At 59.8% G+C, this 23195-nt stretch carries 22 protein-coding genes and 2 riboswitches; of the genes, 18 read left to right on the top strand and 4 right to left on the bottom strand.

Annotation, left to right across the window (positions count from 1 at the left end; all coding sequences use genetic code 11):
- The first annotated feature begins 221 nt into the window (after positions 1–221).
- Together B5F12_RS00230 and B5F12_RS00225 are read left to right on the top strand one after the other, a co-directional pair.
- Positions 222–2126, top strand: a complete 1905-nt coding sequence (locus B5F12_RS00230) for a nucleoside-diphosphate sugar epimerase/dehydratase (protein WP_242954845.1) — start codon at positions 222–224, stop codon at positions 2124–2126.
- A gap of 93 nt (positions 2127–2219) precedes the next feature.
- Positions 2220–2972, top strand: a complete 753-nt coding sequence (locus B5F12_RS00225) for a CpsB/CapC family capsule biosynthesis tyrosine phosphatase (protein WP_143482286.1) — start codon at positions 2220–2222, stop codon at positions 2970–2972.
- 82 nt (positions 2973–3054) lie between these two features.
- Here the strand turns inward: B5F12_RS00225 and B5F12_RS00220 are convergent, their stop codons facing one another.
- Entirely contained in the window at positions 3055–3576 is a 522-nt protein-coding gene (locus B5F12_RS00220; protein WP_087228571.1) for a nitroreductase, read from the bottom strand.
- Between the two features lie 118 nt (positions 3577–3694).
- Positions 3695–4072 carry a RidA family protein gene (locus B5F12_RS00215; RefSeq protein WP_087228569.1) on the bottom strand — a complete coding sequence of 126 codons (378 nt, stop codon included), beginning with the start codon at positions 4070–4072 and terminating at the stop codon, positions 3695–3697.
- A gap of 150 nt (positions 4073–4222) precedes the next feature.
- Positions 4223–4341, top strand: a riboswitch (molybdenum cofactor riboswitch).
- 93 nt (positions 4342–4434) lie between these two features.
- On the opposite strand from B5F12_RS00215, the gene B5F12_RS00210 reads away from it, so the two are divergent.
- Genes B5F12_RS00210 through B5F12_RS00165 form a run of 10 tightly spaced genes read left to right on the top strand, consistent with a single transcriptional unit; the run spans position 4435 to position 12094 of the window.
- Positions 4435–5460: a molybdopterin-binding protein gene (locus B5F12_RS00210; RefSeq protein ID WP_087228567.1), complete on the top strand. Its 1026-nt coding sequence runs from the start codon at positions 4435–4437 to the stop codon at positions 5458–5460.
- 9 nt (positions 5461–5469) lie between these two features.
- Positions 5470–6672: a gephyrin-like molybdotransferase Glp gene (glp, locus tag B5F12_RS00205; protein ID WP_087228565.1), complete on the top strand. Its 1203-nt coding sequence runs from the start codon at positions 5470–5472 to the stop codon at positions 6670–6672.
- A gap of 18 nt (positions 6673–6690) precedes the next feature.
- On the top strand, positions 6691–7173 hold the full coding sequence (gene moaC / locus B5F12_RS00200; protein ID WP_087228563.1) for a cyclic pyranopterin monophosphate synthase MoaC: 483 nt from the start codon (positions 6691–6693) through the stop codon (positions 7171–7173).
- Entirely contained in the window at positions 7163–7666 is a 504-nt protein-coding gene (mobB, locus tag B5F12_RS00195; protein ID WP_158096706.1) for a molybdopterin-guanine dinucleotide biosynthesis protein B, read from the top strand. The genes moaC and mobB overlap by 11 nt, the downstream gene beginning before the upstream one ends.
- Positions 7663–8640 carry a GTP 3',8-cyclase MoaA gene (gene moaA / locus B5F12_RS00190; RefSeq protein ID WP_087228559.1) on the top strand — a complete coding sequence of 326 codons (978 nt, stop codon included), beginning with the start codon at positions 7663–7665 and terminating at the stop codon, positions 8638–8640. The genes mobB and moaA overlap by 4 nt, the downstream gene beginning before the upstream one ends.
- 5 nt (positions 8641–8645) lie before the next feature.
- Positions 8646–9086, top strand: coding sequence for an MOSC domain-containing protein (locus B5F12_RS00185; RefSeq protein ID WP_087228557.1), 441 nt, complete (start codon positions 8646–8648; stop codon positions 9084–9086).
- Positions 9083–9583, top strand: coding sequence for a MogA/MoaB family molybdenum cofactor biosynthesis protein (locus tag B5F12_RS00180; protein WP_087228555.1), 501 nt, complete (start codon positions 9083–9085; stop codon positions 9581–9583). The genes B5F12_RS00185 and B5F12_RS00180 overlap by 4 nt, the downstream gene beginning before the upstream one ends.
- Positions 9580–10416: a molybdate ABC transporter substrate-binding protein gene (gene modA, locus B5F12_RS00175; protein ID WP_087228553.1), complete on the top strand. Its 837-nt coding sequence runs from the start codon at positions 9580–9582 to the stop codon at positions 10414–10416. The genes B5F12_RS00180 and modA overlap by 4 nt, the downstream gene beginning before the upstream one ends.
- Positions 10416–11072, top strand: coding sequence for a molybdate ABC transporter permease subunit (gene modB, locus B5F12_RS00170; protein WP_087228551.1), 657 nt, complete (start codon positions 10416–10418; stop codon positions 11070–11072). The genes modA and modB overlap by 1 nt, the downstream gene beginning before the upstream one ends.
- A 5-nt stretch (positions 11073–11077) precedes the next feature.
- Positions 11078–12094 (top strand): ATP-binding cassette domain-containing protein, encoded by a 1017-nt coding sequence (locus B5F12_RS00165; protein ID WP_143482285.1) that lies wholly within the window; start codon positions 11078–11080, stop codon positions 12092–12094.
- A gap of 67 nt (positions 12095–12161) precedes the next feature.
- Here B5F12_RS00165 and B5F12_RS00160 read toward each other — a convergent pair whose 3' ends face one another.
- Both B5F12_RS00160 and B5F12_RS00155 read right to left on the bottom strand, forming a co-directional pair.
- Positions 12162–12518 carry a CoA-binding protein gene (locus B5F12_RS00160; RefSeq protein ID WP_087228547.1) on the bottom strand — a complete coding sequence of 119 codons (357 nt, stop codon included), beginning with the start codon at positions 12516–12518 and terminating at the stop codon, positions 12162–12164.
- 37 nt (positions 12519–12555) lie between these two features.
- Positions 12556–13371, bottom strand: a complete 816-nt coding sequence (locus tag B5F12_RS00155) for a histidinol-phosphatase HisJ family protein (RefSeq protein WP_158096705.1) — start codon at positions 13369–13371, stop codon at positions 12556–12558.
- A gap of 222 nt (positions 13372–13593) precedes the next feature.
- Positions 13594–13784, top strand: a riboswitch (cobalamin riboswitch).
- A 107-nt stretch (positions 13785–13891) separates the two neighbouring features.
- Between B5F12_RS00155 and B5F12_RS00150 the strand changes: the two genes are divergently transcribed.
- The 6 genes from B5F12_RS00150 (at position 13892) to B5F12_RS00125 (ending at position 23124) form a co-directional block, all read left to right on the top strand.
- Positions 13892–17341, top strand: a complete 3450-nt coding sequence (locus tag B5F12_RS00150; RefSeq protein ID WP_087228543.1) for an Ig-like domain-containing protein — start codon at positions 13892–13894, stop codon at positions 17339–17341.
- Positions 17342–17368: 27 nt separating this feature from the next.
- Positions 17369–18091 carry a DUF4430 domain-containing protein gene (locus B5F12_RS00145; protein ID WP_087228541.1) on the top strand — a complete coding sequence of 241 codons (723 nt, stop codon included), beginning with the start codon at positions 17369–17371 and terminating at the stop codon, positions 18089–18091.
- 19 nt (positions 18092–18110) lie between these two features.
- Positions 18111–19001 carry an energy-coupling factor transporter transmembrane component T gene (locus B5F12_RS00140; RefSeq protein WP_158096704.1) on the top strand — a complete coding sequence of 297 codons (891 nt, stop codon included), beginning with the start codon at positions 18111–18113 and terminating at the stop codon, positions 18999–19001.
- The gene (locus tag B5F12_RS00135; RefSeq protein WP_087228537.1) at positions 18974–20623 is read left to right on the top strand and encodes an ABC transporter ATP-binding protein; all 1650 of its coding nucleotides are present in this window, start codon (positions 18974–18976) and stop codon (positions 20621–20623) included. Before B5F12_RS00140 ends, B5F12_RS00135 begins: the two co-directional genes overlap by 28 nt.
- A complete protein-coding gene (locus tag B5F12_RS12105) occupies positions 20605–21906 on the top strand; it encodes an ECF transporter S component (protein ID WP_242954844.1) in 1302 nt (433 codons plus the stop codon). The genes B5F12_RS00135 and B5F12_RS12105 overlap by 19 nt, the downstream gene beginning before the upstream one ends.
- Positions 21907–21981: 75 nt before the next feature.
- Positions 21982–23124, top strand: a complete 1143-nt coding sequence (locus tag B5F12_RS00125) for an L-serine ammonia-lyase, iron-sulfur-dependent, subunit alpha (RefSeq protein ID WP_087228535.1) — start codon at positions 21982–21984, stop codon at positions 23122–23124.
- The last annotated feature ends 71 nt before the right edge of the window (positions 23125–23195 follow it).

Genomic DNA, 23195 nt, shown 5'->3' with positions numbered 1-23195 from the left:
TGTGGTGTAGAACAGGGAAGCGAAAGTAGTTTGGATCATTATAGTATAAAATTGGTCAAATCGCAATGCCGGGTGGAGAATTTAAGGTAAACTCCCCAAAAATAGGTACTGGGAATTGACAGTTGTGGGGCGTGAAGCGTATACTAATAACCGATAAAGATATAAAATGTCTAGAAATTCGGTAGGAAAACGAGAAAATGATAGAGAAATGAGAGATGGATATGAATCTGCACAAGCTTTGGCGTATGCTGGTGATTGCGGTGATGGATGCCCTGTCGCTGGGAGCAGCAGCTGGACTGGCCATGTTGGTCCGATTTGATTTCGCCCTTAGCCAAGTGCCTCCAGAGTATCTGGACAAAATGGGGTATTGTCTACTGGTACAGATCGTGGTTACCATTGCTGTATTTGCGTGGCGGCGGATGTATCAGTATGTGTGGCGCAGCATCAATGTGCTGGACGTAACACAGATGTGTGTGTCAGTGCTGATTGCGTATGCTGTGAGTTTTGTATGCTGTAGTTTTATACAGCTGCCGCTGTCCCGCAGCATTTGGTTTTTGATGCTGATCTTCCAACTGGTGTTTTTGGTGGGAATGCGTTGCTCGCTGCGATTTTTCCTGGTATGCTATCATGTCTTTCGGTCACACGGGCCAGATGGACAGCGCATTATGCTGATTGGAGCCGGGCAAGCAGGTCAAATTCTAGCCCGTGAACTGCGTCAAAGCAGCCGGGTAGAGGGAAAACTGTGCTGCGTCATTGACGACAATCCCAGAATTCACGGAAAATATATAGACGGTGTGCGCGTTGTAGGGGGACGAGATAAGATTGAGTCTGCGGTAAAACAGTATGGCATTACTCAGATTATTTTTGCTATCCCTACCATTGAGCCGGACCAGAAGTCTGAAATTCTTAACATCTGTAAAATGACGGGCTGTCGCCTTCGAGTGCTCCCTGGCCTTTACCAGATGCTCAACGGTGAGGTTAGCCTTTCCGCCGTGAAGGATGTTCAGGTAGAGGACCTGTTGGGACGCACTCCGGTGCAGCTGAACAAAGCGGTGGTATCCGACTTCCTGGAGGACAAGGTGGTCATGGTGACCGGTGGCGGTGGGTCCATCGGCAGCGAGTTGTGTCGGCAAATCGCCACCTGTCATCCTCGACGCCTCATCATTTTGGACATCTACGAAAATAACGCCTATGATATTCAGCAGGAGCTAAAGCGACTGTATGGGGTAAAACTGGATTTGAGAGTGGAAATTTGTTCGATCCGAGACAAAAGACGCATCTATCAGATTTTTGATCGATATCACCCGGATGTGGTGTTCCACGCTGCGGCTCATAAGCATGTACCTTTGATGGAGGATTGCCCAGACGAGGCCATCAAGAACAACGTTTTTGGTACCTATCATGTGGTGCGTGCTGCCGAGAAGTATGGCGTGAAGAAGTTTGTGATGATTTCCACCGACAAGGCGGTGAATCCCACCAATCTGATGGGGGCCACCAAGCGATTCTGTGAGATGATTTTGCAGAGCAAGCGTGCAAGTCAAACAGAGTACTGTGCAGTGCGCTTTGGAAACGTCTTGGGCTCCAACGGCTCCGTGATTCCACTTTTTAAACGGCAGATTGCCAATGGTGGACCGGTAACCATTACGGATAAACGGATCATCCGCTACTTTATGACCATTCCCGAGGCAGCCATGTTGGTGCTGGAGGCTGGCGCTATGGCCAAACAGAGCCAGATTTTCGTGCTGGATATGGGACAGCCGGTGAAAATTCTCACGCTGGCGGAAAATCTCATTCGCCTGTCTGGCCTGGAGCCCTATAAAGACATTGAAATCAAGGAAATTGGCCTGCGACCTGGTGAGAAATTATACGAGGAGCTTTTGATGAAAAGCGAGCATTTGCTCACCACGGAAAACAAAAAAATATTTGTGGAAGAGCAGCAAGTGATTTCGGGCTATGAAATTCGGTGCGGGTTGAAGTCTCTGGATAACTTTGTCTCTGCCCAGCGGCCCAAAGAGGAATTAGTGGCTTTGATGCGGTACCTGGTGCCCACCTATCGAGACCCGGAAGAGGTGAACCGAGAGGCGATCCAGCGGCTGGGCGAGCCAAGTGGACAACAGGTCGGATAGTCAAAGAATAAATAGCGTGTTGAGTAGGAATTCCCTGCAAATAGAATCAACCGATTTGGATGGTTTTCGCAATTGCCTGGGGGAGTAGAGTGAGTGAAAACAGATATGATAGATATTCATGTACATATTTTGCCGGGGATAGATGATGGAGCATCCAATTGGAATGAGGCTGTGCATATGGCACAGATGGCAGTGGACGGAGGCGTATCTGCCATGATTGTCACGCCGCATTGTAACATGAGATACCAGAATTTCTACACGCCAGATTTGATGGAGCACAAACGCCACTTCCAGAACATGCTCCGAGAATACCAGATTCCATTAAAACTGTACTTTGGAATGGAGATTATGGGAAGCTATGATGTGGGTCAACAGCTGAGAGCAGGTAGGCTGGCGACCTTGAATGATTCTCGCTATCCGCTGGTAGAGTTCCATTTTACGGGAAGTGGTCAGGAAGAGACTGAGATTCTTGACTCGATTCTGCGGCATGGTTATCGTCCCATCGTGGCGCATCCTGAACGCTATCTCTATGTACAGGAGCAGCCAGAACTCCTAAACACTTGGGGGGAGATGGGATGTTTATTTCAAATTAACCGGGGCAGTTTGCTGGGGCGGTTTGGACACCGCGCAGAGGAGCTCTCTTATTCTATGGTGGACCGAGGGTATGCGGATGTGGTGGCCAGCGACGCCCATTCAGCGTCCCAGAGAACTCCGTGGATGGCAGATGTACGAGAGATGCTGGAGGAGGAGTTTTCCCAGGAGGTGGCGTATACATTGCTGGAGAAGAATCCAAGGAGAATTCTGGAGGACCAAGATATGCCCAAGAGAATGGTAAATTGGTTTTAAAGAACAGAACTTACACAAGAGCCAGGGAAACCGGTGCATGCACTTGGTTCCCCTGGCTCGTTTCAACTGGGACCGATCATGGTCAAACCCGTACGATGTAGTTTCCCTTGCGGGGCGCGGCTTCCTTCACTCCTCCTGGGGCACGATAGCCCAGAACACAGTTGCCGATGCCCTCGTAGTGCTCTGGAATTCCCCATTCACGCAGCAGAGCTTTGCCCTCGTCACTGGCGAACATCTCCTTGGCCCGGAAGATGTAGCAGGAGTCCACCCCCACAGCCTGAGCGGCGTTCATCAGGTTTCCCATGACCAGGGCGCCGTCGTAGAGATAGGTGGGGCGCTGGGTGTCTGCCAGAACCACGAGGACACAGGGAGCGCCGTAAAAGGGGTCCATGTCCCGGCCCATGATGGCGGCATTCATTTTGGACAGTTTGGCCACCAGCTCCGGCTTCTGTACCACCACAATCACCGGGGACTGCATGCCCATACCCGTGGGGGCGTAGGTGCCCGCTTCCAGAATGGCATTGAGCTGTTCTTCCTTGACCTGCTGGGGGAGAAAGCTCCGGCAGCTGCGTCGCTCTTTCAAATCTTGTAAGGTCTCTTTCATCACGCATGCCTCCTAGTAAAATTGCTCTAGTTTCATTATATCACTGAAGATCAGAAATTCCAGTACAGGAAAAGAGAAAACAGGACTCCGTCGTTGTTCGGCGGAGCCCTGTGGGAGATTACTTTACGGCAATGGCCTCAATTTCAAACAGACCGCCCTTGGGCAGGGCACCAGCCTGCACGCAGGAGCGGGCAGGGGGATTTTCGGTGAAATAGGTGGCGTATACCTCGTTGATGGCGGCAAAGTCGTTGATGTCAGCCAGGAACACGGTGGTCTTCACCACGTGGGAGTAGTCCATGCCAGCGGCCTGGAGCACAGCGCCCAAATTGTCCAGCGCCTGCTTGGCCTGGGCCACAACGCCCTCAGGCAAGACGCCAGTCTCAGGGATCAGGCCCAGCTGGCCAGAGGTATACAGGGTATCGCCGCACAGTATCGCGTGGCAGTAGGGCCCCACAGCGGCGGGGGCATGGGCGGCGTGAATGGTTTGATGGTTCACAACAGATCACTCCTTGTTTCATTGGTGAGATGGCTGTCAAAACGCAGCGGCATCTATGCCAGTATACAAGAGAATAGGTAATTAGGCAAGGGCAGGAGGCTTGAGAAACATATTGTACTTCTTGATTTGTTATGATACACTGGAGTAAATACCATAGAAATGCTTCGAGCCAGTGCTTCTAAGGGCTATATGCCTATGAACCGCTGGCCAGGGTCATGCTGGAAACGGAATGGCCTTCCGTGTTTGAAAAGAAGCTGCTCCAGCCCCAGTCCCTTTCTTAAGAGAAAGGGGCTTGTGCGTTGTGCTTTTGGAGGAGTGCTGTCTTTTCAGACGGCACTCTTTTTTGATTGGAGGTACGCCCCATGAAACTCATTGAAACCCGTCAGGCGGTGGGCCATGTGCTGTGCCATGACCTGACCCAGATCATCCCCGGCGTCACCAAGGATGCCCGGTTCCGCAAGGGACATATCGTCACCCCAGAAGACATCCCTGTGCTGCTGTCCATGGGCAAAGAGCACCTCTACGTGTGGGAGCAGCAGGAGGGGATGCTCCATGAAAATGAGGCGGCCCAGCGCCTGTGCAAGCTGTGCTGCAACGAGCACATGACCACCACTCCGGTGAAGGAGGGGAAAATCGAGTTGCTGGCCGACTGTGACGGCCTGTTCCAGGTGGACGTGGCCCGACTGGAGGCCATCAACGACGATGATGCCATCATCATTGCCACTCGCCACACCAATACCCCGGTACGCCGCGGGGATAAGCTGGCGGGCACCCGCATTATCCCTCTGGTCATCGAGGAAGAGCGGCTGCGCCGGGTGGAGGAGGGAGCAGGAGATACCCCCATTCTCTCGCTGACTCCCTGGAAGGTGCGTACCTGCGGGGTGATCACCACAGGCAGCGAGGTGGCCAAGGGGCTTATCCAGGACAGCTTTACCCCGGTGGTGAAGGAGAAGCTGGCCGCCTACGGCATCACCGTCACCCACCACTGCCTGCCGGGGGATGATCGGGCTGCCATCACCGCTGCCGCCCTGGACTTCCATGCCAAAGGTGTGGACATGATTCTGTGCACGGGCGGCATGAGCGTGGACCCTGACGACAAGACCCCCGGTGCCATCAAGGACACCGGAGCGAAGATCATCTCCTACGGTGCCCCGGTACTCCCCGGTGCCATGTTCCTGCTGGGGTATTTCCAGGATGGGACTCCCATTTTGGGCCTGCCTGGGTGCGTGATGTACGCCAAGGCCACCATCTTTGACCGGGTGCTCCCTCGCATTGCCGCAGGACTGCCCATTGACCGCCGGGACATCAAGAAAATGGGCCACGGTGGGCTGTGTTTGGGCTGTGCCCAGTGCCACTATCCCATCTGTCCCTTTGGCACAGGATTGTGAGGGGATAGGATGCGGGAACGCATTTCGCTGGAGGAGGCCTGGACGCTAATCACGGCCCCGCTCCGCCCTCTGGGAGAGGAGCAGGTGGACCTGGACCACGCCCTGGACCGGACATTGAGCCGGGACGTGTGGTCGTCCATAGACCAGCCTCCCTTTGACCGCTCGCCCTTGGACGGCTACGCCCTGCAAAGCCGGGACGTTCAGGGGGCATGTCCAGAGCACCCCGTCTCACTTCGGGTGGTGGAGCGGGTGTGTGCCGGAGAGGTGCCTCGCCAGCGGGTCACCCCCGGCACCGCCGTGCGCATTATGACCGGGGCCCCGTTGCCCAAGGGGTGTGACTGCGTGGTGCGGCAGGAGGACACCGACCTGGGAGAGAAAGCGGTGCAGGTCTATGCCTCCGTGGGGGCCTATCAGAACTTTATTGGGCGGGGGGAGGATTACACCGCCGGGACCTGTCTGCTCTCTGCTGGGACCCGGTTAGACGCCGCCGCTCTGGGCCTATTGGCCAGCGCCGGGTGTGATCGGGTGAGGGTGTACCGCCGACCCCAGGTAGCGTTGCTAGTTACGGGGGACGAGGTGGTGCCGCCCCAGGTGCACCCGCTCCCGCCGGGGAAAATCTACACCGCCAATTCCTATCTGCTCTCCGCCCGGCTACGCCAGTTAGGGGTGGAAGCGGTGACCTGTGCCATCGTGGGGGACGATCCCCAGGAGACGGCCCAGCAGATGAGAAAGATGTTGGAGCATTGCGATTGCCTCATTACCACCGGCGGGGTGTCGGTGGGGGAGCGGGATGTACTGCACCAGGCCCTGCCCATGGCCGGAGCACAGCAAGTGTTTTGGCGGGTGCAGATGAAGCCGGGCACTCCGGCCATGTATTCTCTGGTGGAGGGGAAACCCATTTTGTCCCTGTCCGGCAATCCCTTTGCCGCGGTTGCCACCTTTGAGCTGTTGGGGCGGCAAATGCTCCACGCCTTGTGCCCTGCGCCTCAGTTTGAGCTTGTGAAACGTCAGGCAATTTTGGACACCCCCTTTGACCGCCCCAGCGGTATGCGCCGATTTTTGCGTGGGGTGTATCAGGACGGGCATGTGAGACTGCCCAAGGATCACTCCTCCGGGTCGCTGCGCTCCCTGGTGGGGTGCAACTGCCTGTTGGAGGCGCCCGCTGGAAGCCAAAACGTGCAGGCAGGGGAGAAGTACACCGTCTATCTGTGAATCCGGGAGGAAGATACCATGGAACCCAAATTCAATCACTTTGACAACGACGGAAACGCCATTATGGTGGACGTCTCAGAAAAACAGCCCACCTTGCGTACCGCTGTGGCAGAGGGCACCATTCGAGTCTCCCAGGAGGTGCTGGAGGCCATATCCGGCGGCACTGCCGCCAAAGGGGACGTGCTGGGTGTGGCTCGGGTGGCGGGAATTATGGCCGCCAAGCGCACCAGCGACCTCATCCCCCTGTGCCACCCCCTGGCGCTGAGTCACGTCAGCGTGGACTTTGAGCTGATGCCCCAGCAAAGTGCCGTGAAGGCCCGGTGTACTGCCAAGCTCACCGGAAAGACTGGGGTGGAGATGGAGGCTCTCACCGGAGTCAGTGTGGCCCTGCTCACCATCTACGACATGTGCAAGGCTATGGATAAGAGTATGGAGCTGGGGGACATCCACCTGGTGCACAAAGAGGGGGGCAAGTCGGGGGTATATGAGCGTGGCCAGTAAACCCACAGTGGTGGCGGTGTCCGGGGTGAAAAACTCCGGAAAAACCACCCTTATTACCGCCATGCTCCCCCACTTTCATCGGGCAGGGGTACAGGTGGCGGTGATCAAGCACGACGGCCACACCTTCCAGCCCGAGCCGCCAAACACGGACACGGGACGATATCTCCAGGCTGGGGCTATGGGGGCCGCCATTTACGACGGGGAGACCACCAAGGTGATCTGGCGTCAGACGCCAGACCTGCCTGGGCTGTTGGAGCTCTTTCCCCAGGCCGACCTCATTCTTCTAGAAGGGGGGAAGCACAGCCCCTGGCCCAAGCTGGAGCTGGTGCGGGCGAGCAACTCCGCCCAGTCGGTGTGCGACCCCGCCACCTTGCTGGCCTTGGTCACAGACACCGCGCTGCGTCTACCAGGGATACCCACTCTGTCCCTTAACGACCCGGCAGGAGTGGCGGACTTTCTGATGAAATACCTGGAGAGGGGGCGGAGCACATGAGAGACCAGTATGGGCGGGACATCTGTTATCTGCGCATCTCGGTCACCGATCGGTGCAACCTGCGGTGTGTGTACTGCATGCCGGAGGAGGGGGTGGCGTGGATGCCCCACAGCCAGATCCTCACCTATGAGCAGATCACCCAGGTGGTGGAGGCGGCATCCCGTTTGGGCGTGCGCCACATCCGCCTCACCGGAGGAGAGCCCTTGGTGCGCCCCCAGCTGTACCGCCTGGTGGAGATGGTCAAAGGGGTAGCGGGGATTGAATCGGTATCCCTCACCACCAACGGGGTGCTGTTGGCCCAGCAGCTGCCCCAGCTGCTCCAGGCAGGGCTGGACGGGGTAAACCTGAGTTTGGATACCCTGGACCCTCAGCAGTTTGCAGCCATCACCCGCCGGGAGGGGCTGCTGCCTCAGGTCTTGGAAGGGCTGGAGTCTGCGGCAGGCACCCCCGGTTTGACCGTGAAAGTGAACTGTGTCCCCACCCAGTTCAATGAGGACCAGGTGGTGCCTCTGGCCAGACTGGCCCAGGAGCGGGAGATTTCCGTGCGGTTCATTGAACTGATGCCCATCGGACTGGGGCGGGACCGCCACGGATTGTCCCAGGAGCAGGTGATGGAGCGGCTGACCGGTGCCTTTGGCACTCCTATGCCCTGTGCCAACCCCAAGGGAGCGGGACCTGGGACCTATGTCACCTTCTCCGGGTTTGCAGGACGGGTGGGATTTATCAGTGCATTGAGCCACCAGTTTTGCCACCAGTGTAACCGAGTGCGTTTGACCGCCGATGGTCACTTGAAAACCTGCCTGCAATATCAGGACGGGGTGGACCTGAAGCCGTATCTGGAGGGTGGAGTCGCCCTCACGGCGTTGGAGGATGCCCTGGAACAGGCCATGTACCACAAGCCTGCCGGGCACCACTTTTCCACCCAGACCCAGGCGGGAGACGAGAAACACAACATGAACCAAATAGGAGGATGAGGCCCATGGGACAAGTGATGGCTGTGTGTATCAGCGAGAAGAAGGGGACCCAGAAGAAAAATGTGAACACCGCCACCTTTGTGGAGAACTGGGGTATCCAGGGGGACGCCCACGCCGGGAAGTGGCATCGACAGGTGTCTCTTCTGTCCCATGAGCAGGTTGAGGCTTTTCGGGCCCGGGGCGCTGTGGTGGACCACGGGGCCTTTGGAGAGAACCTGGTGGTGTCGGGCTTTGACTTCAAAACCCTACCCATTGGCACCAAGTTCCGGTGTGGGAACGTGGTGCTAGAGCTGACCCAGGTGGGGAAGGAGTGCCACGCCCACTGCGAAATTTACAAAGTCATGGGGGACTGCATCATGCCCCGGGAGGGGGTATTCACCCGGGTGCTCCACGGGGGGACCATCTCTGTGGGGGATGCGCTGACCATCTGGGAGGGCGAAACATGAGAGTTGCCATTTTGACCCTCAGTGATTCCGGCTATGCCGGGACACGAGAGGACACCAGCGGGCCCCTCATTGCCCGCATGGTGGAACAGGAGGGACACCAGGTGGTGTATACCCAGCTGCTCCCCGACGGGATCGAGCCCCTGTACACCACCCTGTGCCAGTTGTGCGATGAGAACCGTGCAGACCTCATTCTCACCACCGGGGGTACCGGATTTTCTCTCCGAGACCTGACCCCAGAGGCCACCGCCCAGGCCATTCAGCGCCCCGCCCCGGGGATTGCGGAGGGTATGCGCTACCACTCCCTGCAAATCACCCCCAAGGCCATGCTCAGCCGTGCCACGGCGGGCATCCGAGCCCAGACCCTGATTGTGAATTTGCCGGGCAGTCCCAAGGCGGTGGGGGAGTGCCTGGAGTACATCCTGCCGCCCCTGGCCCACGGGCTGGAAATTTTGACGGGGCAGAGTGGAAACTGTGCCCGAACGGAGGAGAGAACATGAAACGGAAGCCACTGGTATGCGCCTGCCTCATGAGTGCCCTGATGCTGCCCATGTGGGGCTGTCACTCCACTCCCACCACCTCAGAGCAGGCGGAGGTGGTGGTGTTTGCCGCTGCCTCTCTGGAATCTGCCCTGACCCAGATTGCCCAGACCTATGAGGCCCAGCACGAGGATGTCAAGCTCACCTTTACCTTTGACTCCTCTGGGACCTTAAAGACTCAGATTGCGGAGGGAGCGGTGTGTGACCTGTTCCTCTCGGCGGCCCAGAAGCAGATGAACCAGTTGGACAGCCAGGACACCACGGGGACCAACACCGACGGCCTGGACTTTGTCTACTCGGACACCCGCATCGACTTGCTGGAAAATCAGGTGGTGCTGGCGGTGCCCCCGGAGAACCCTGGCAAGATCAACTCCTTTAGCGACCTTGCGTCCGGGGACTATCTGCTGTGCATTGGCAACGATGACGTGCCGGTGGGAGCCTACTCCCTGGAGATTTTGGACTACCTGGGCTACTCTCTGGACCAGCTGGAAGACCAGGGTAAGGTGACCTACGCCTCCAACGTCTCGGAGGTGGCCCGCCAAGTGCAGGAGGGGGTGGTGGACGCCGGAATGGTGTATGCCACCGACGCCAGCACCTACGGCCTCAACGTGGTGGATGCCGCCACGCCGGAGATGTGCCAGCAGGTGATCTATCCTGCCGCCGTGATGAAGAGCGGACAGGCGGACAGCTATGACGCAGCGGAGGAGTTCCTCACCTACCTCTACACTAATGAGGAGGCCATTTCTGTCTGGAAGGATGTGGGCTTCACCCTGATCGCCCAAGGGGAGAACTGATGGACCTGTATCCACTCTTCAACTCTCTGCGCATTGCCGCCCTGTCCACCGCCCTCATCTTCTTTGTGGGCCTGTGGGCGGCCCAAGTGATCTCCCGGTGCCATCCGGTGGTGAAGGGGGTTCTGGACGTGGTGCTCACCCTGCCCCTGGTGCTGCCCCCTACGGTGGTGGGCTATCTGCTGCTGTGCCTGTTGGGGCCCAACGGGGCAGTGGGGAGCGCAGTGGCCCGCTTGCTGGATGTGCGCCTGACCATGGTGTGGTATGCGGGGGTGTTTTCCTCGGCGGTGGTGGCCTTCCCTCTGATGTACCGCACCGCCCGGGGGGCTTTTGAGAGCTATGATACCACCCTCACCGATGCCGCCCGCACTTTAGGACGGGGAAATGTGTGGATCTTCTGGCACATTCAGCTGCCCTGTTGCCGCCAGGGGATTCTGGCGGGGACGGTGCTGGCCTTCGCCCGGGCCCTGGGGGAGTACGGAGCCACCTCTATGATCGCAGGGTATACCCCGGGGAAGACCGCCACCATCTCCACCACGGTCTATCAGTTTTGGCGCACCGGCAACGATGAAATGGCGCTGCGCTGGGTGCTGGTGAATCTGGCCATCTCCGGGGTGGTGTTGCTGGCCATCAATCTGTTGGAGCGCAAAGAGAGGTGACGGACATGTCCCTGATGGTAGATATGGAAAAACAGCTGGGGAAGTTTCGCCTCCAGGTCTCCGTTACCGCCCCTCTGGGGGAGGTGACCGGACTGCTGGGCGCCTCAGGCAGCGGTAAGACGGTGACGCTGCGGTGTATTGCCGGACTGCTCACCCCGGACGCAGGACACATCGAACTGGACGGTCGAGTGCTGTTTGACCACAAACAGGGGGTGAACCTGCCGCCCCAGCAGCGGAAGGTGGGGTATCTCTTCCAGCAGTACGCCCTCTTTCCCCACTACACCGTGGAGCAGAACATCGCCGTGGCCACCCGGGACCGAACGGCGGTGGAGGAGCTGCTGCGCCGCTTTCAGTTGGAAGAGCACCGACACAAGCGCTCCCATCAGCTCTCGGGAGGACAGCAGCAGCGGGTGGCTCTGGCCCGGATTCTGGCTGCCCAGCCTCAGGTGCTGCTGCTGGATGAGCCCTTTTCCTCTCTGGACACCCACCTGAGAGGGGAGATTCAGGGGGAGCTGTCCTGGTTTCTGGAGCAGTTCTCCGGCCCCTGCCTCATGGTCACCCACAGTCAGGACGAGGTGCGGCGGCTGTGCCATCAGGTGTGTGTGGTCCACCACGGGGCTTCCCAGCCCATGCAGACCACGGAGGAGTTTTTCAATCATCCCCGCACCTTGTCGGCCTGCCGCCTCATGGGCTGCCCTAACATCTCCCCGGTGGAGCATCGGGAGAATGGAGGAGCGTATGCCACAGCCTGGGGGCTCCAGGTACAGGTGCCCCAAAATGCCGCCTATGTGGCGATCCAGCCCCACCACATCCGTCTGGTGGATGGCCCCGGGGACCATCGGCTATTCTGTCGCTGCACCCAGGTGGACCAGGGGCCCTTCTCGGTGTCTGTGTCCCTGGCGTGTGGAGATGGAGCGCTGCAAATGGAGGTATCCAACTCGGACTGGCAGGCAGTGGACCATGCCCAGGGGGTGTGGATTGAGCTGCCGCCTTCCCAACTGCTCCCTCTGACAGATGAATGAAGATAGGAAAACCGCCCCGGCTCTTGAGAAACGAGAGCCGGGGCGGTTGTTGTCATGGGGATGGGGCTTATTTGCTGTACAGCCGGAGGCCCACCAGGGCGCAGCCGTCCAGGTAGGGAATGTGGTGCTCTTGGAGGTAGGCCAGCAGGGCCTCGTCGGAAGCACCGGGCTGGATGAGCACGCAGCGGAAGGGCTTTTTGCACTCCTGAAGCAGGTTCAGACCCTTGGTGGGGTGGATGCACAGGTCGATGACATCGATGTCGTCCGGGATGTCGTTGAGGGAGGCCAGCTCCTTGCCCACGGGATAGACGGTGTAGCCCTTCTCCAGAAGGGCGTGTTTGATCTTATAGGCGTATTTTTCCGGGTTGAGGGTATCGCCCAAAACGGCGAAGCGGGACAGGGCCATGATTTCCTTGAGTTCCATGAAGATACCTCCTTTTTGTCTGATGGTAGGGGTGACGTCAGCGGATGGAGTGGAATTGGGGCTTTCTCTGGCGATAGGTACACACGTAGCGGTAGCCCAGGTGTTGGAGCATCTGGGCGGCCTCCTGGAAGCCGGCCCCGATGAACTGGGAGCGGTGGGCATCCGAGCCCAAAGTGAGGATTTCGCCCCCCAGCTCCCGGTAGCGGGTGAGCAGGGGAAGCCATTGGCGGACGGTGGTGCCCTGGGTGGTGTTCAATTCGATGCCCTTGCCGCTGTGGATGACCCGCCGGAGAATTTCGTCCAGCCGGTCCTGCCAGGGGTCCAGGGTGAGGTGGAAGTCCGGGGAGAAGTAGCGCAGGGGATAGATGATGTGGCCCAGCACGTCAAAGGTGCCGTCCTCCACCAGCTCCTCCATCTGCCGGATGTAGTCCTCCAAAACGGCGTTGGCCCGCTGGGGGTCGGTGCAGGACTTGGCATAGGTGAAAATACCGATGCCCCCCAGGTCCAGGCTTACCGAGTGGAGGGAGCCGATGACGAAGTCCAGCTCTGGAAAGTCCAGACAGGCCTGGACGGCGGCGGTGTCCACGGTGCTGTTGCCCAGCTCGATGCCCACCCGTACCTCCACCCGGTGGGACCAGTCGTCCTTGAGCGCTGCCCACTGATTCAGTACGGCATCAAAGTCATAGTGGGTGGGCAGGCGTTCTCCCCGCTGGTTTAAGAGGTTCCAGTGCTCGGTCATGCACAGTTCGGGAATCCCCGCCTGACAGGCGGCGTTGAGGTTTTCCCACAGCTGGGATTTGGCGTCGCCGGACAGGTGGGTGTGGGTATGGTAGTCAGCCAAATAGGATGGCATACAGTGACCTTCTTTCTGTAGCTCGTGAAATGTTATGGTTCTTGCTTTTAGTATACCGGAATTTTGCAAAAGAGAAAAGGAGAATGTCATGGAAAAATATATTATGTGGAAATAGAACAGTTTGGCCCAGGTAAACGGAGGGTATGGGGATAAAATCACTAGAAATGGCCTGGGTGCAAAATTCCCCTTTTCGTTTGCCTGCCTGCCATGTATAATAGAGATAATTACATAAACCACATGTGTGATCTGTGATCGGGCAGATTGAAAAGGGAAACAGGTGCAAAACCTGTGCGGAGCCGCCGCTGTAATGGAAGAGTGCTGGCCAATATGTCACTGGAAACGGAAGTTTCTGGGAAGACGGCCAGGGCGATGAGGCCAGAGCCAGAAGACCTGCATATGATGGGACCAAGGTGCGCCCAAGGCGATGGGCGGGCCTTCCTTTTGTGTTGCCTGAAAGCGGCTGCAACCATGGGTTGCAGCCGCTTTTTGATATTCATTTCCCAGGAAAGGACTTGAGAACATGAGAGCAGAAGCGAGAAGAAGGGGGCGGCGGTGGCTGAGTCTGCTGCTGACCCTGGCCATGGTGTGGACCCTGGTATCCGGGGCGTTGGCCCTGAACACCAGCCGGAGCGGAGTGCAGACCGTGACGGTGACCATGGAGTACGCCGACGAGAGTGGCCACACTATGTACTATCTGCCCCCCACCCAGGTGGAGTTGGAGGAGGGTGATATCCTGGTGGATGTGCTGCAACGGGGCTATCAGGACCGTGGCAGCGTGACCTACAGCGCCCTGTACGGTTTTACCGTCACCCCCAACGATGGCCAAGCGGTGGGCGAGGTGAACTGGGGCAAAAAAGCCTGGTGGCCCTTTGTGGACAGCGTCAAGGTGGGTAACAAGTACCAGGTGCAGGCGGGTGAGGTGATTCGCCTGATCTACGTCCAGGACAGCGCTCAGGGCACCCCGGACTACATCCCGCCTGCCGCAGAGGGCGGACAGGGCGCTCTGGGGATCAACAAGGACAAGCTGGTGTCCAGCCTGGCCCAGCTCACCCAGGCCCAAATTGACGCCAACGCCCAGGCCTATGAGCAGGCGTTGCAGGTGGCGGTGGACGGGGCGTCCACCCAGGAGCAGGTGAATGAGCAGACCCAGATTGTCTCCCAACTGCTGGCCCAGAAGGTCCCCGCCACCGATATCACCGTGACCCCTGGGGAAGTGACCCTGATGGTGGGGGAGACCCAGACCCTCGCGGCTACGGTTACCCCGGAGGAGAGCAACGACACCGTGGTGTGGTACAGCGAGGACACCCACGTGGCCCAGGTCACCGATCAGGGCGTGGTCCGGGCTGTGGGAGAGGGCACCGCTGTCATCACCGCCCAGGCCAACGAGACGGTGAAGGCCACGGTGATGGTGACCGTGACGGGCATTGCCGCCCAGTCCGTTACACTGAGTGAGACCAAGCTGGACCTGGAGGAGGGCCAGGGGATGCGGCTCACCGCCACGGTAACCCCGGCCGACTCCACCGACGCTGTGGTGTGGCAGAGCAGTGCCCCCGACATTGTTAGCGTGGATGACAGCGGCCTGGTGGTGGCCCGCCAGGCGGGAAGCGCCCAAATTACAGTGACGGCTGGCAGCTGTAGTGCCGTATGCACCGTCACCGTCACCCCTCGAGAAGTGCCCACCACCCCCACGGTGGTGTTTTACCACACGGACGGGCGCATTACCCAGTGGGACGACACCCACACCTGCACCCTCTCCGCTCTGGACGAGGGGCGGTTTGTGCTGGAGGGCGTAGCTGAGGGACAGAGCACCTATTGGAGCTGCAGCCAGCAGAACGGAGGCTCGGAGTCCTCCACCATCCACATCTCCTCCAGCGGTAAGTTTTATCCTTCTGTGGGCGAGTATCAAGCCTATGTGTACGACAAGAACCCTGACTGGTATGTGGCCCAGGAACTGGCCACCTTCACCTTGAAGGTGGTGCCCACCCAGGTCACCGATCTGAAGCTGTACCAGGATGGCTGGCCTGTCACCGGGGAGGAGCCCCTCCATTTGAGCGGCACCCAGCCCCAGCAGCTGACGGTGAAGGGCTGCCTGGACGGGGTGTACATCACCATCCCCAATCAAGCTCTGGAGATGACCTCCACTGAGGGCTCCTACATCTATACCCTGGATGGGGAGAACGGCCTGGAGTTCTTTGCCGAGGACCAGTCCATGCACACCTTCACTGTGTCCCTGGCGGATAACCCCCAGGTTACGGTGAGCTTCCAGGCCACCGCCCAGCGCATTGACGTGACCGGTCTGACGGTGACCTATCCTGAGGTGTTCTACATCGAGGGGTGGAACGGTCTGGGAAACCAGTACGTGGGCATTACCTCCCATGATACCGACCCGGAACGGCGGTATGAGATCAACATTGAGCCCCACAACGCCACCGTCAAGGACGTGGTGTGGGTGTCCCACGACTCGGATGTGGCGGAGTTCCAGGCCACGTATGGCAACGGTATCGTTCCCAAGAAGGCGGGCACGGCCCGGTTTACCGTCACCAGCGTGGACAACCCCGCAGCCACCCAGGACCTCATCATTCGCTTTGAGTATAAATACCCCCTGGAGAAGGTGGAGATGGAGGAGACCGCCCTCACTCTGGCCCAGTATGAGTCCATGAACCTGGACCTGCTGGTGACTCCTGCCAATGCCACCAACCAGCGGTTTACCTGGACTTACAGCCAGGATGGGATTGTGAAGGTCAACGACTATGTCACCAGCACCCCCGGCACCATGACCACCACCCACACCCTGTCCGCCCTGGAGCAGGGCACGGTGACGGTGACGGGCACCCCTCTGGACGACACCCAGGGAGCCAAGCCCATCCAGTTCACCGTGACGGTGACCCAGCCGGACGCTGTGGAGGACCTGGACTTTGACCGATATGTGACGGATAACATCCGTCACGCTCTGTCTTACCTGGACAGCCAGCTGGAGGGCAACTACACCTATGGGGCCGAGTGGAGCCTGTTTACGCTGCTCCGGGCCGGGGCCAGCCTCAGCCAGAGCGATTTGGACCACTACTACGCCAGTATCACCCAGCAGCTGGAAAGCGGCGGGAGAATGCTGCCCACCGACTACTTCCGGGTGGTGGTGGCGCTGCTGGCCATGGGGAAGGACCCCACCGATGTGGCGGGGATGGACCTCATTGAGACCCTGTATAACTACCCCAATCTGGACCGCATGACCTCCAACATGATGAGTTACACCCTGTTGGCCCTGGACACCAAGGACTATGAGGTGCCCCAGGATGCCCGGTGGACCCGGGAGACCCTCATTGAGAAGATTCTCACCTTCCAAAATGCCAACGGCGGGTTCGGCCTGTCCTCGGCGGACACGGTGAGCGTGGATGTCACCGCCATGACCCTCCAGGCCCTGGCCCCCTACCGGGACATGGAGCAGGTGGGCCTGGCCTTTGACCGCGCCCTGGAGTACCTGCGCAGCCAGATGACCAGCGACTGCGGCTATATCAATGAGGGAGACGACAACGGCTGTACCGCCGCCCAGGTGCTCACTGCCCTGGCGGTGGCGGGCATCGACCCCCTGGACCCGGACAACGGGTTCACCCATGGCAATTACAATCTGGTCACCAAACTGGACCAGTTCAAGCGGGAGTCCGGCTTTACCACCTTTATGAGCAGCGACCAGCCCGACGGCATGGGCACGGTACAGATCGGCTACGCCCTGGAGGCCTACCGCCGCTTTGTGGCAGGGGAGAACACCCTCTTTGACCTGACCCAGTGGACCCCTGCGCCCCCCACAGAGGATGGAGACAGCGGAGAGAATCCGGGCAGCGGGGAGGAGGACTCCCAGGTGCCCCAGACCGGAGATGCCAGCCCCCTGGTGGAATCTATGGTGATTCTGGGCATGAGCGCAGCGGGGCTGTGTGCCGCTGTTTGGACCGACCATAAGAGAAAGAGCCGGGGCTAAAAAGCCTCCGGCGTATGAGGAGAGCCTATGAAGCATTTGAAACGATGGATGTGCCTGTTTTCCCTGTTGCTGCTGCTGACTTTGGCGGCCTGTGGAAACACGGGGGAGCAGGGCGCTGTGGTCACCCCCACAGTGTCCCCCACCGTGGGGGTGGAGGAGAGCCTCGCCCCCCGCGAGCAGCCCTCTGGGGAACCCCAGGCCAGTGAGGCCCCGGCGGCGACCCAGCAGCCCGCCCAGAGTCAGGACCGGGGGGAGTCGTCTACAGCGGCAGCCACGCCGGCGCCGACCCCCAAGCCCACTCAGAAGCCGGCGGTGAAGGCCACGCCTGCTCCCACCCCCAAACCGACCCCCACGCCCAAGGTCAACACCTGCTATCTCTCCATTGAGTGCAAGACCATTTTGGGCCGTATGGAGGACCTGACCCCAGGGAAGGAGAGTTTGGTGCCCTCAGACGGGGTGATTTTGTCCCGCAAGGCCATCTCCTTTGAGGAGGGAGAGTCGGTGTTTGACGTACTCCTCCGAGCCACCCAGACCTACGGCATCCACATGGAGTACGAGTACACCCCCGGCTTTGGCAGCCATTACATTGAGGGCATCAACAACCTCTATGAGTTCGACTGTGGGGCCGGGTCCGGCTGGATGTACTACGTCAATGGGACCAAGCCCAACTACGGGGTGAGCAAGTACACGGTGAAGAACGGGGACGTCATCGAGTTTAAGTACACCTGCGATCTGGGCTTTGATTTGTAAGAGAGGAGGAGAGGGCGGCGTGAAGGACGAGTTTTCCCGCTGTCATCCAGGTATCAATTTCATCTTTTACCTTCTGGTGCTGGGGGTTACCCTCTTTTACATGCACCCGGTGCTGTTGGTATTGTCGGGAGTCGCCGCCGCTGCCTATCTCCTCCGCCTGCGGGGCGGGAGGGGGCTTGTTCGGGTGTGCCTGCTGGCCCTTCCGGTGGTGGTGCTCTCGGCCGTGATCAATCCCCTCTTCTCCCACCAGGGCCTCACCATTCTGGGCTATCTGCCCTCGGGGAACCCGGTGACCCTGGAGTCTGTGGTGTACGGGGTGTGCACCGGGGGGATGATGGGGGTGGTGATCTTGTGGTGTGCCACCTGGCAGGACGTGATGACGGAGGACAAGGTGGTGTACCTCTTTGGTAAGGGCTTTCCCGCCCTAGCCCTCATCTTCTCCATGGTGCTGCGCTTTCTTCCCCTGTTTTTGACCCAGGCCAAGCGGGTGATGGCAGCCCAGCGGTGTGTGGGCCGGGACGTGGGGGAGGGCACCCCATGGAAGCGGCTGAAAAAGGGGGTGCGGGTGCTGTCCATCCTGGTCACCTGGTCCCTGGAACACTCGGTGGACACCGCGGACTCCATGCGAGCCCGGGGCTATGGCCTGCGGGGGCGCACCCTATACCACCCCTTCCGATGGGATGGGCGTTCCACCGCCTTGGCGGCGGGGATGGCCCTGTGCTTTGGCTGTGTGGTGGCGGGGGTGGTCACAGGACAGCTGAACATGCTGTATTTCCCGGTGTGGCGGCTACACGGGGCCACCGTCCCGGCCTGTGTGTGCTATACCCTCTACGGGGTGCTGTGCGCCCTGCCTTTGATACTCAACTTGGTGGAGGATTTGAAATGGCGTTATTGGATGTGCAAAATCTGACCTTCTCCTATCCCGACGCGTCAGTCCCCGCGCTGCGAGAGGTGAACCTCCAAATTGGGGCAGGGGAATTCGTGGTGATCTGCGGGCGGTCCGGGTGTGGAAAATCCACCCTCATCCGCCAGTTCAAAAGCGCCCTCACCCCTCACGGAACCCGGACCGGAGAGGTCTTCTACAGGGGTACTCCGCTGCACCAGGTGGATTTGCGCACCCAGGCGGGGGAGATTGGCTTTGTGATGCAAAATCCCCAGCAGCAGATCGTCACCGACAAGGTGTGGCACGAGATGGCCTTCGGCCAGGAGAATCTGGGCCTGGAGCTGGGCGACATGCGGCTTCGGGTGGCGGAGATGGCCAGCTACTTCGGCCTCCAGGACTGGTTTGACCGGAAGGTGGAGGAGTTGTCCGGCGGGGAACAACAGCTTCTCAACCTGGCCTCGGTGATGGCCATGCACCCCCAGGTGCTGGTGCTGGACGAGCCCACCTCCCAGCTGGACCCCATGGCGGCCACCGACTTTCTCCATACCCTCCAGCGGCTCAATCAGCAGCTGGGGCTGACGGTGGTGGTGGTGGAGCACCGTCTGGACCAGGTGTTCCCCATGGCGGACCGGGTGGTGGTGCTGGAGGAGGGCAAAGTCCTCTGTAACGGCTCCCCCCGGCAGGTGGGGCAGGCTCTGGCCCACCACCCTCTGGGGGTGTGCTGCCCGGTGCCCATGCAGATTTATAATCGAGTGGAGGGGGGAAAGGCCTGCCCCATGACAGTGAAGGAGGGGCGGACCTGGCTGGAGCAGTACCGGGACAAGCCCCAGCCCCCCGTAGAGCCCCCTGCCCAGCCCGCTCCCAGGGATTTTGCCCTGGAGGCTCGGGAGGTGTGGTTCCGCTATGACCGCCACGGGGCAGATGTGCTCCAGGGGCTCAACCTCCAGGTGCCCAGAGGGCAGCTGTACGCCCTCATGGGTGGTAACGGCGGGGGCAAGACCACAGCTCTCTCCCTCTTCTCTGGGGAACATCGCCCTTACCGGGGCCAAATCCGCATCGGCGGTCAGGTGAGAAAGCGGGGGAGCTCGCTGGAACGGGGGGTGCTGGGGGTGCTGCCCCAGAATCCCCAGTGCCTCTTTGTGCAGGACACGGTGAGGGCGGACCTGGAGGAGCTGCTGGAAGAGCTGCCCCTGTCCAGAAAGGAGCGGGAGGAGCGCCTTACACAGGCCATCCGTGTGACCCAGCTGGAGGGCCTGCTGGGTCAGCACCCCTATGATTTGTCCGGGGGAGAGCAGCAGCGGGCGGCTCTGGCCAAGGTGCTGCTGCTGGACCCGGAGATTCTCCTGTTGGACGAGCCCACCAAGGGGCTGGACGGGTGCTATAAACAGACCTTGGCTCAGGTGCTGGGAGCGCTCACCGGGCAGGGCAAGACGGTGTTCATGGTCTCCCACGATGTGGAGTTCTGCGCCGCCTATGCGGATACCTGCGGGCTGCTGTTCCGGGGCCAGCTGGTGTGCCAGAAGCCCGCCCGGGACTTCTTCCTGGGCAATCATTTTTACACCACCGCCGCCAATCAGATGGCACGGGACGTTTTTCCCCAGGCGGTGACGGTGGAGGATGTGGTGCGGGCATGTACACAGACAAAGTGAAGACGGGCACCGGGGCGGACAGCTGGGTGATGGTGGCGGTATGGCTGTGTGTGGCCATGGCGGCCAATGCCGCCTTTGCCCCCTGGTTTTCCATCCCGGAGCTGGCCTATCAGGGCCTGACGGACCAGTTTGCCCTGTGGCGAGCGGGAGAGAGCGTGGACTTGGCCCGACAGCTGTATCTGGTGCAGGCTCCACAGTTGCTGACTCTGGACGGGGAAATGCTGGCATGGCTGAGGGCGACCCAGCTGGCAGCGGGGCTGTCCATTCCTGCGCTGCTCCTCGCCGCTGTGCTGGCCTGGCAGCGAAAGAAAGGTGCCACGGCGGCGGTGCGGCTGTCCGCCCTCCTGGCCCTGCTCTCTGTGGCGGGGGCGGCGGTGGTGCTTGTCCGCCTGAGTGAGATACTCAACGCCTCTCTGGGCCAGGGAAACACCTTCTGGGACCTGACGGTGTTCAGCCACATGCAGCTGACCGGGTTTGCCTGCGGCCAAGGGGCGGCAGGGTTGGCCCTTTTGTTGGGAGCGGGGCGGCTGCTGAACACCCAGCGGGTGGAGTTGGCCTCAGTGCCCACCGTCCGGGGCATGGGACGGCGGACCAGGTTGGCCGCTGGGGTGATTTTGGTGCTCATCCCGCTGCTCATCGCCTTTGGCATTGTGTTTTTGAAGGGGCGTAGCTACTATTTTATCTCCATCTGCGTCATTGTGGCGGCCATGCTCCCATTCTTTGCAGCCTTTGAGGACCGCCGACCCCAGGCCAGGGAATTGGTGCTCATCTCCTCTCTGGTGGTCATCGCCACGGCGGGGCGGGCGGTGTTTTTCATGCTCCCCCATTTCAAACCGGTGACCGCCTTGGTGATTGTGGCGGGCATTGGGCTGGGGGCAGAGGCGGGATTCCTCACGGGAGCCATGACCGGGTTTGTGTCCAACTTTTTCTTTGGGCAGGGGCCTTGGACCCCTTGGCAGATGTTCGCCTTTGGCGTCATTGGCTTTTTAGCGGGGCTGCTCTTTGAAAAGCGGATGCGGCGGGGGAATCTCCCCCTGGTGGGGGTGTGCGTGTACGGGTTTCTGGCCACCGTGGTTATCTACGGCCTGTTGCTGGATACCTCCACCGCCCTATCTGTGTTGGAGGGGCTGACCTGGCAGTCGGTGCTGGCTTGCTACGTGGCGGGAGTGCCTGTAAACATCACCCACGGGGTGTCCACCGTGGTGTTTTTATCGCTCTGTGCCAAGCCCATGCTGAAGAAAATTCGGCGTATGCGCAAGAAGTATGGGCTGCTGATGGAGTGACCGGGAAATGCCTCTTCCTGTGGAGCGGGACCTGTGGTAGAATGGAACAAACATCAGATAAGGAGAGACAGCTCCATGCAACGGACCGATGAGAGATATCAAGCGTATGTGCAAATCCTCCGAGAGGAATTAAAGCCTGCCATGGGGTGTACCGAGCCCATTGCGGTGGCCTATGCCTGTGCGGTGGCCCGCCAGACCCTGGGGAAGCTGCCCCAGCTGGAGTGCATCGCCCATGTGACCGATCAGGATATGGAGGCGGTGGAGGAATATCTGGCCCAGGAGCGGGTGACCATTTTGCCTCTGGACACTACCCATCCCTTTGACATCCTGGTGGAGGTCCGAGCAGGGGAGGATGTGGCCCGGGTGCGGATGGTGGACCAGCACACCAACCTGGTGCATGTCAGCCGCAACGGCCAGGTGCTGCAAGAGCGGGAGGTTCCCCAGGCCATGCAGGAAAACCCCTTGCAGCAGCTGCTCACCGTGGAGGACATTTTGGACTTTGCCGACAGCGTGGACCTGGAGGACATCCGCCAGCCCATCCAGCAGCAGGCCCAGCTGAACTGGGCCATCTCCCAGGAGGGACTGGAGGGCTGTTACGGGGCCATGATCGGAAAAGAGCTGATGGCCCAGGCGGGAAACGACTGGAAAGCCCGGTTGCGTGCCCGGGCGGCGGCCGGGTCTGACGCCCGTATGAGCGGCTGCGAGTTGCCGGTGGTCATTGTCTCGGGCAGTGGAAACCAGGGCCTCACCGCCTCCCTGCCTGTGATGGAATATGCGGCCATGAAGGGCATTGGGGAGGAGCGGATGTACCGGGCCATGGTGGTGTCCAATCTGCTCACGGTCCACCAAAAGACCAACCTGGGCCGTTTGTCTGCCTTTTGCGGGGCGGTGAACGCGGCCTGTGCCGCTGCCGCCGCCATTGCCTATCTGGATGGCATGGGTCTGGATGGGGTGGCTCACACCCTGGTCAATTCTCTGGCTGTGGTGTCCGGCATGGTGTGCGACGGGGCCAAGGCCTCCTGTGCGGCGAAAATCTCTCTGGCCTTGGAGGCGGGGCTGATGGGCTACGAGATGTACAAGGCCGGACACGAGTTTTACGATGGGGACGGCATTGTGAAAAAAGGAGTGGAGAACACTCTGAACATGGTGGCCCGTTTGGGGCGCCTGGGTATGCGGGAGACAGACCGGGAAATCTTGCGGATTATGACGGGACAATGATAAAAAAGAAGCGTGGACCAGCAGGAAACTGCCAGTCCACGCTTCTTTTATCTAAGGGGGGAGAGTATCTG

Source organism: Pseudoflavonifractor sp. An176 (assembly GCF_002160435.1).
In the GTDB taxonomy this organism is placed as follows: Bacteria; Bacillota; Clostridia; order Oscillospirales; family Oscillospiraceae; genus Enterenecus; species Enterenecus faecium.
The sequence above is the reverse complement of the archived record's forward strand: the minus strand, read 5'-3'. Positions and strand labels throughout refer to the sequence as shown.

What these genes read in the sequence shown, in the direction of transcription:
- glp (WP_087228565.1), top strand. Translation starts at nt 5,470, where the DNA reads ATGCGGGAACGCATTTCGCTGGAGGAGGCCTGGACGCTAATCACGGCC.
- B5F12_RS12105 (WP_242954844.1), top strand. Translation starts at nt 20,605, where the DNA reads ATGTACACAGACAAAGTGAAGACGGGCACCGGGGCGGACAGCTGGGTG.
- B5F12_RS00230 (WP_242954845.1), top strand. Translation starts at nt 222, where the DNA reads ATGAATCTGCACAAGCTTTGGCGTATGCTGGTGATTGCGGTGATGGAT.
- B5F12_RS00145 (WP_087228541.1), top strand. Translation starts at nt 17,369, where the DNA reads ATGAAGCATTTGAAACGATGGATGTGCCTGTTTTCCCTGTTGCTGCTG.
- moaA (WP_087228559.1), top strand. Translation starts at nt 7,663, where the DNA reads ATGAGAGACCAGTATGGGCGGGACATCTGTTATCTGCGCATCTCGGTC.
- B5F12_RS00160 (WP_087228547.1), bottom strand. Translation starts at nt 12,518, where the DNA reads ATGGAACTCAAGGAAATCATGGCCCTGTCCCGCTTCGCCGTTTTGGGC.
- B5F12_RS00220 (WP_087228571.1), bottom strand. Translation starts at nt 3,576, where the DNA reads ATGAAAGAGACCTTACAAGATTTGAAAGAGCGACGCAGCTGCCGGAGC.
- modB (WP_087228551.1), top strand. Translation starts at nt 10,416, where the DNA reads ATGGACCTGTATCCACTCTTCAACTCTCTGCGCATTGCCGCCCTGTCC.
- B5F12_RS00150 (WP_087228543.1), top strand. Translation starts at nt 13,892, where the DNA reads ATGAGAGCAGAAGCGAGAAGAAGGGGGCGGCGGTGGCTGAGTCTGCTG.
- moaC (WP_087228563.1), top strand. Translation starts at nt 6,691, where the DNA reads ATGGAACCCAAATTCAATCACTTTGACAACGACGGAAACGCCATTATG.
- modA (WP_087228553.1), top strand. Translation starts at nt 9,580, where the DNA reads ATGAAACGGAAGCCACTGGTATGCGCCTGCCTCATGAGTGCCCTGATG.
- B5F12_RS00185 (WP_087228557.1), top strand. Translation starts at nt 8,646, where the DNA reads ATGGGACAAGTGATGGCTGTGTGTATCAGCGAGAAGAAGGGGACCCAG.
- B5F12_RS00165 (WP_143482285.1), top strand. Translation starts at nt 11,078, where the DNA reads ATGTCCCTGATGGTAGATATGGAAAAACAGCTGGGGAAGTTTCGCCTC.
- B5F12_RS00125 (WP_087228535.1), top strand. Translation starts at nt 21,982, where the DNA reads ATGCAACGGACCGATGAGAGATATCAAGCGTATGTGCAAATCCTCCGA.
- B5F12_RS00135 (WP_087228537.1), top strand. Translation starts at nt 18,974, where the DNA reads ATGGCGTTATTGGATGTGCAAAATCTGACCTTCTCCTATCCCGACGCG.
- B5F12_RS00210 (WP_087228567.1), top strand. Translation starts at nt 4,435, where the DNA reads ATGAAACTCATTGAAACCCGTCAGGCGGTGGGCCATGTGCTGTGCCAT.
- B5F12_RS00180 (WP_087228555.1), top strand. Translation starts at nt 9,083, where the DNA reads ATGAGAGTTGCCATTTTGACCCTCAGTGATTCCGGCTATGCCGGGACA.
- B5F12_RS00155 (WP_158096705.1), bottom strand. Translation starts at nt 13,371, where the DNA reads ATGCCATCCTATTTGGCTGACTACCATACCCACACCCACCTGTCCGGC.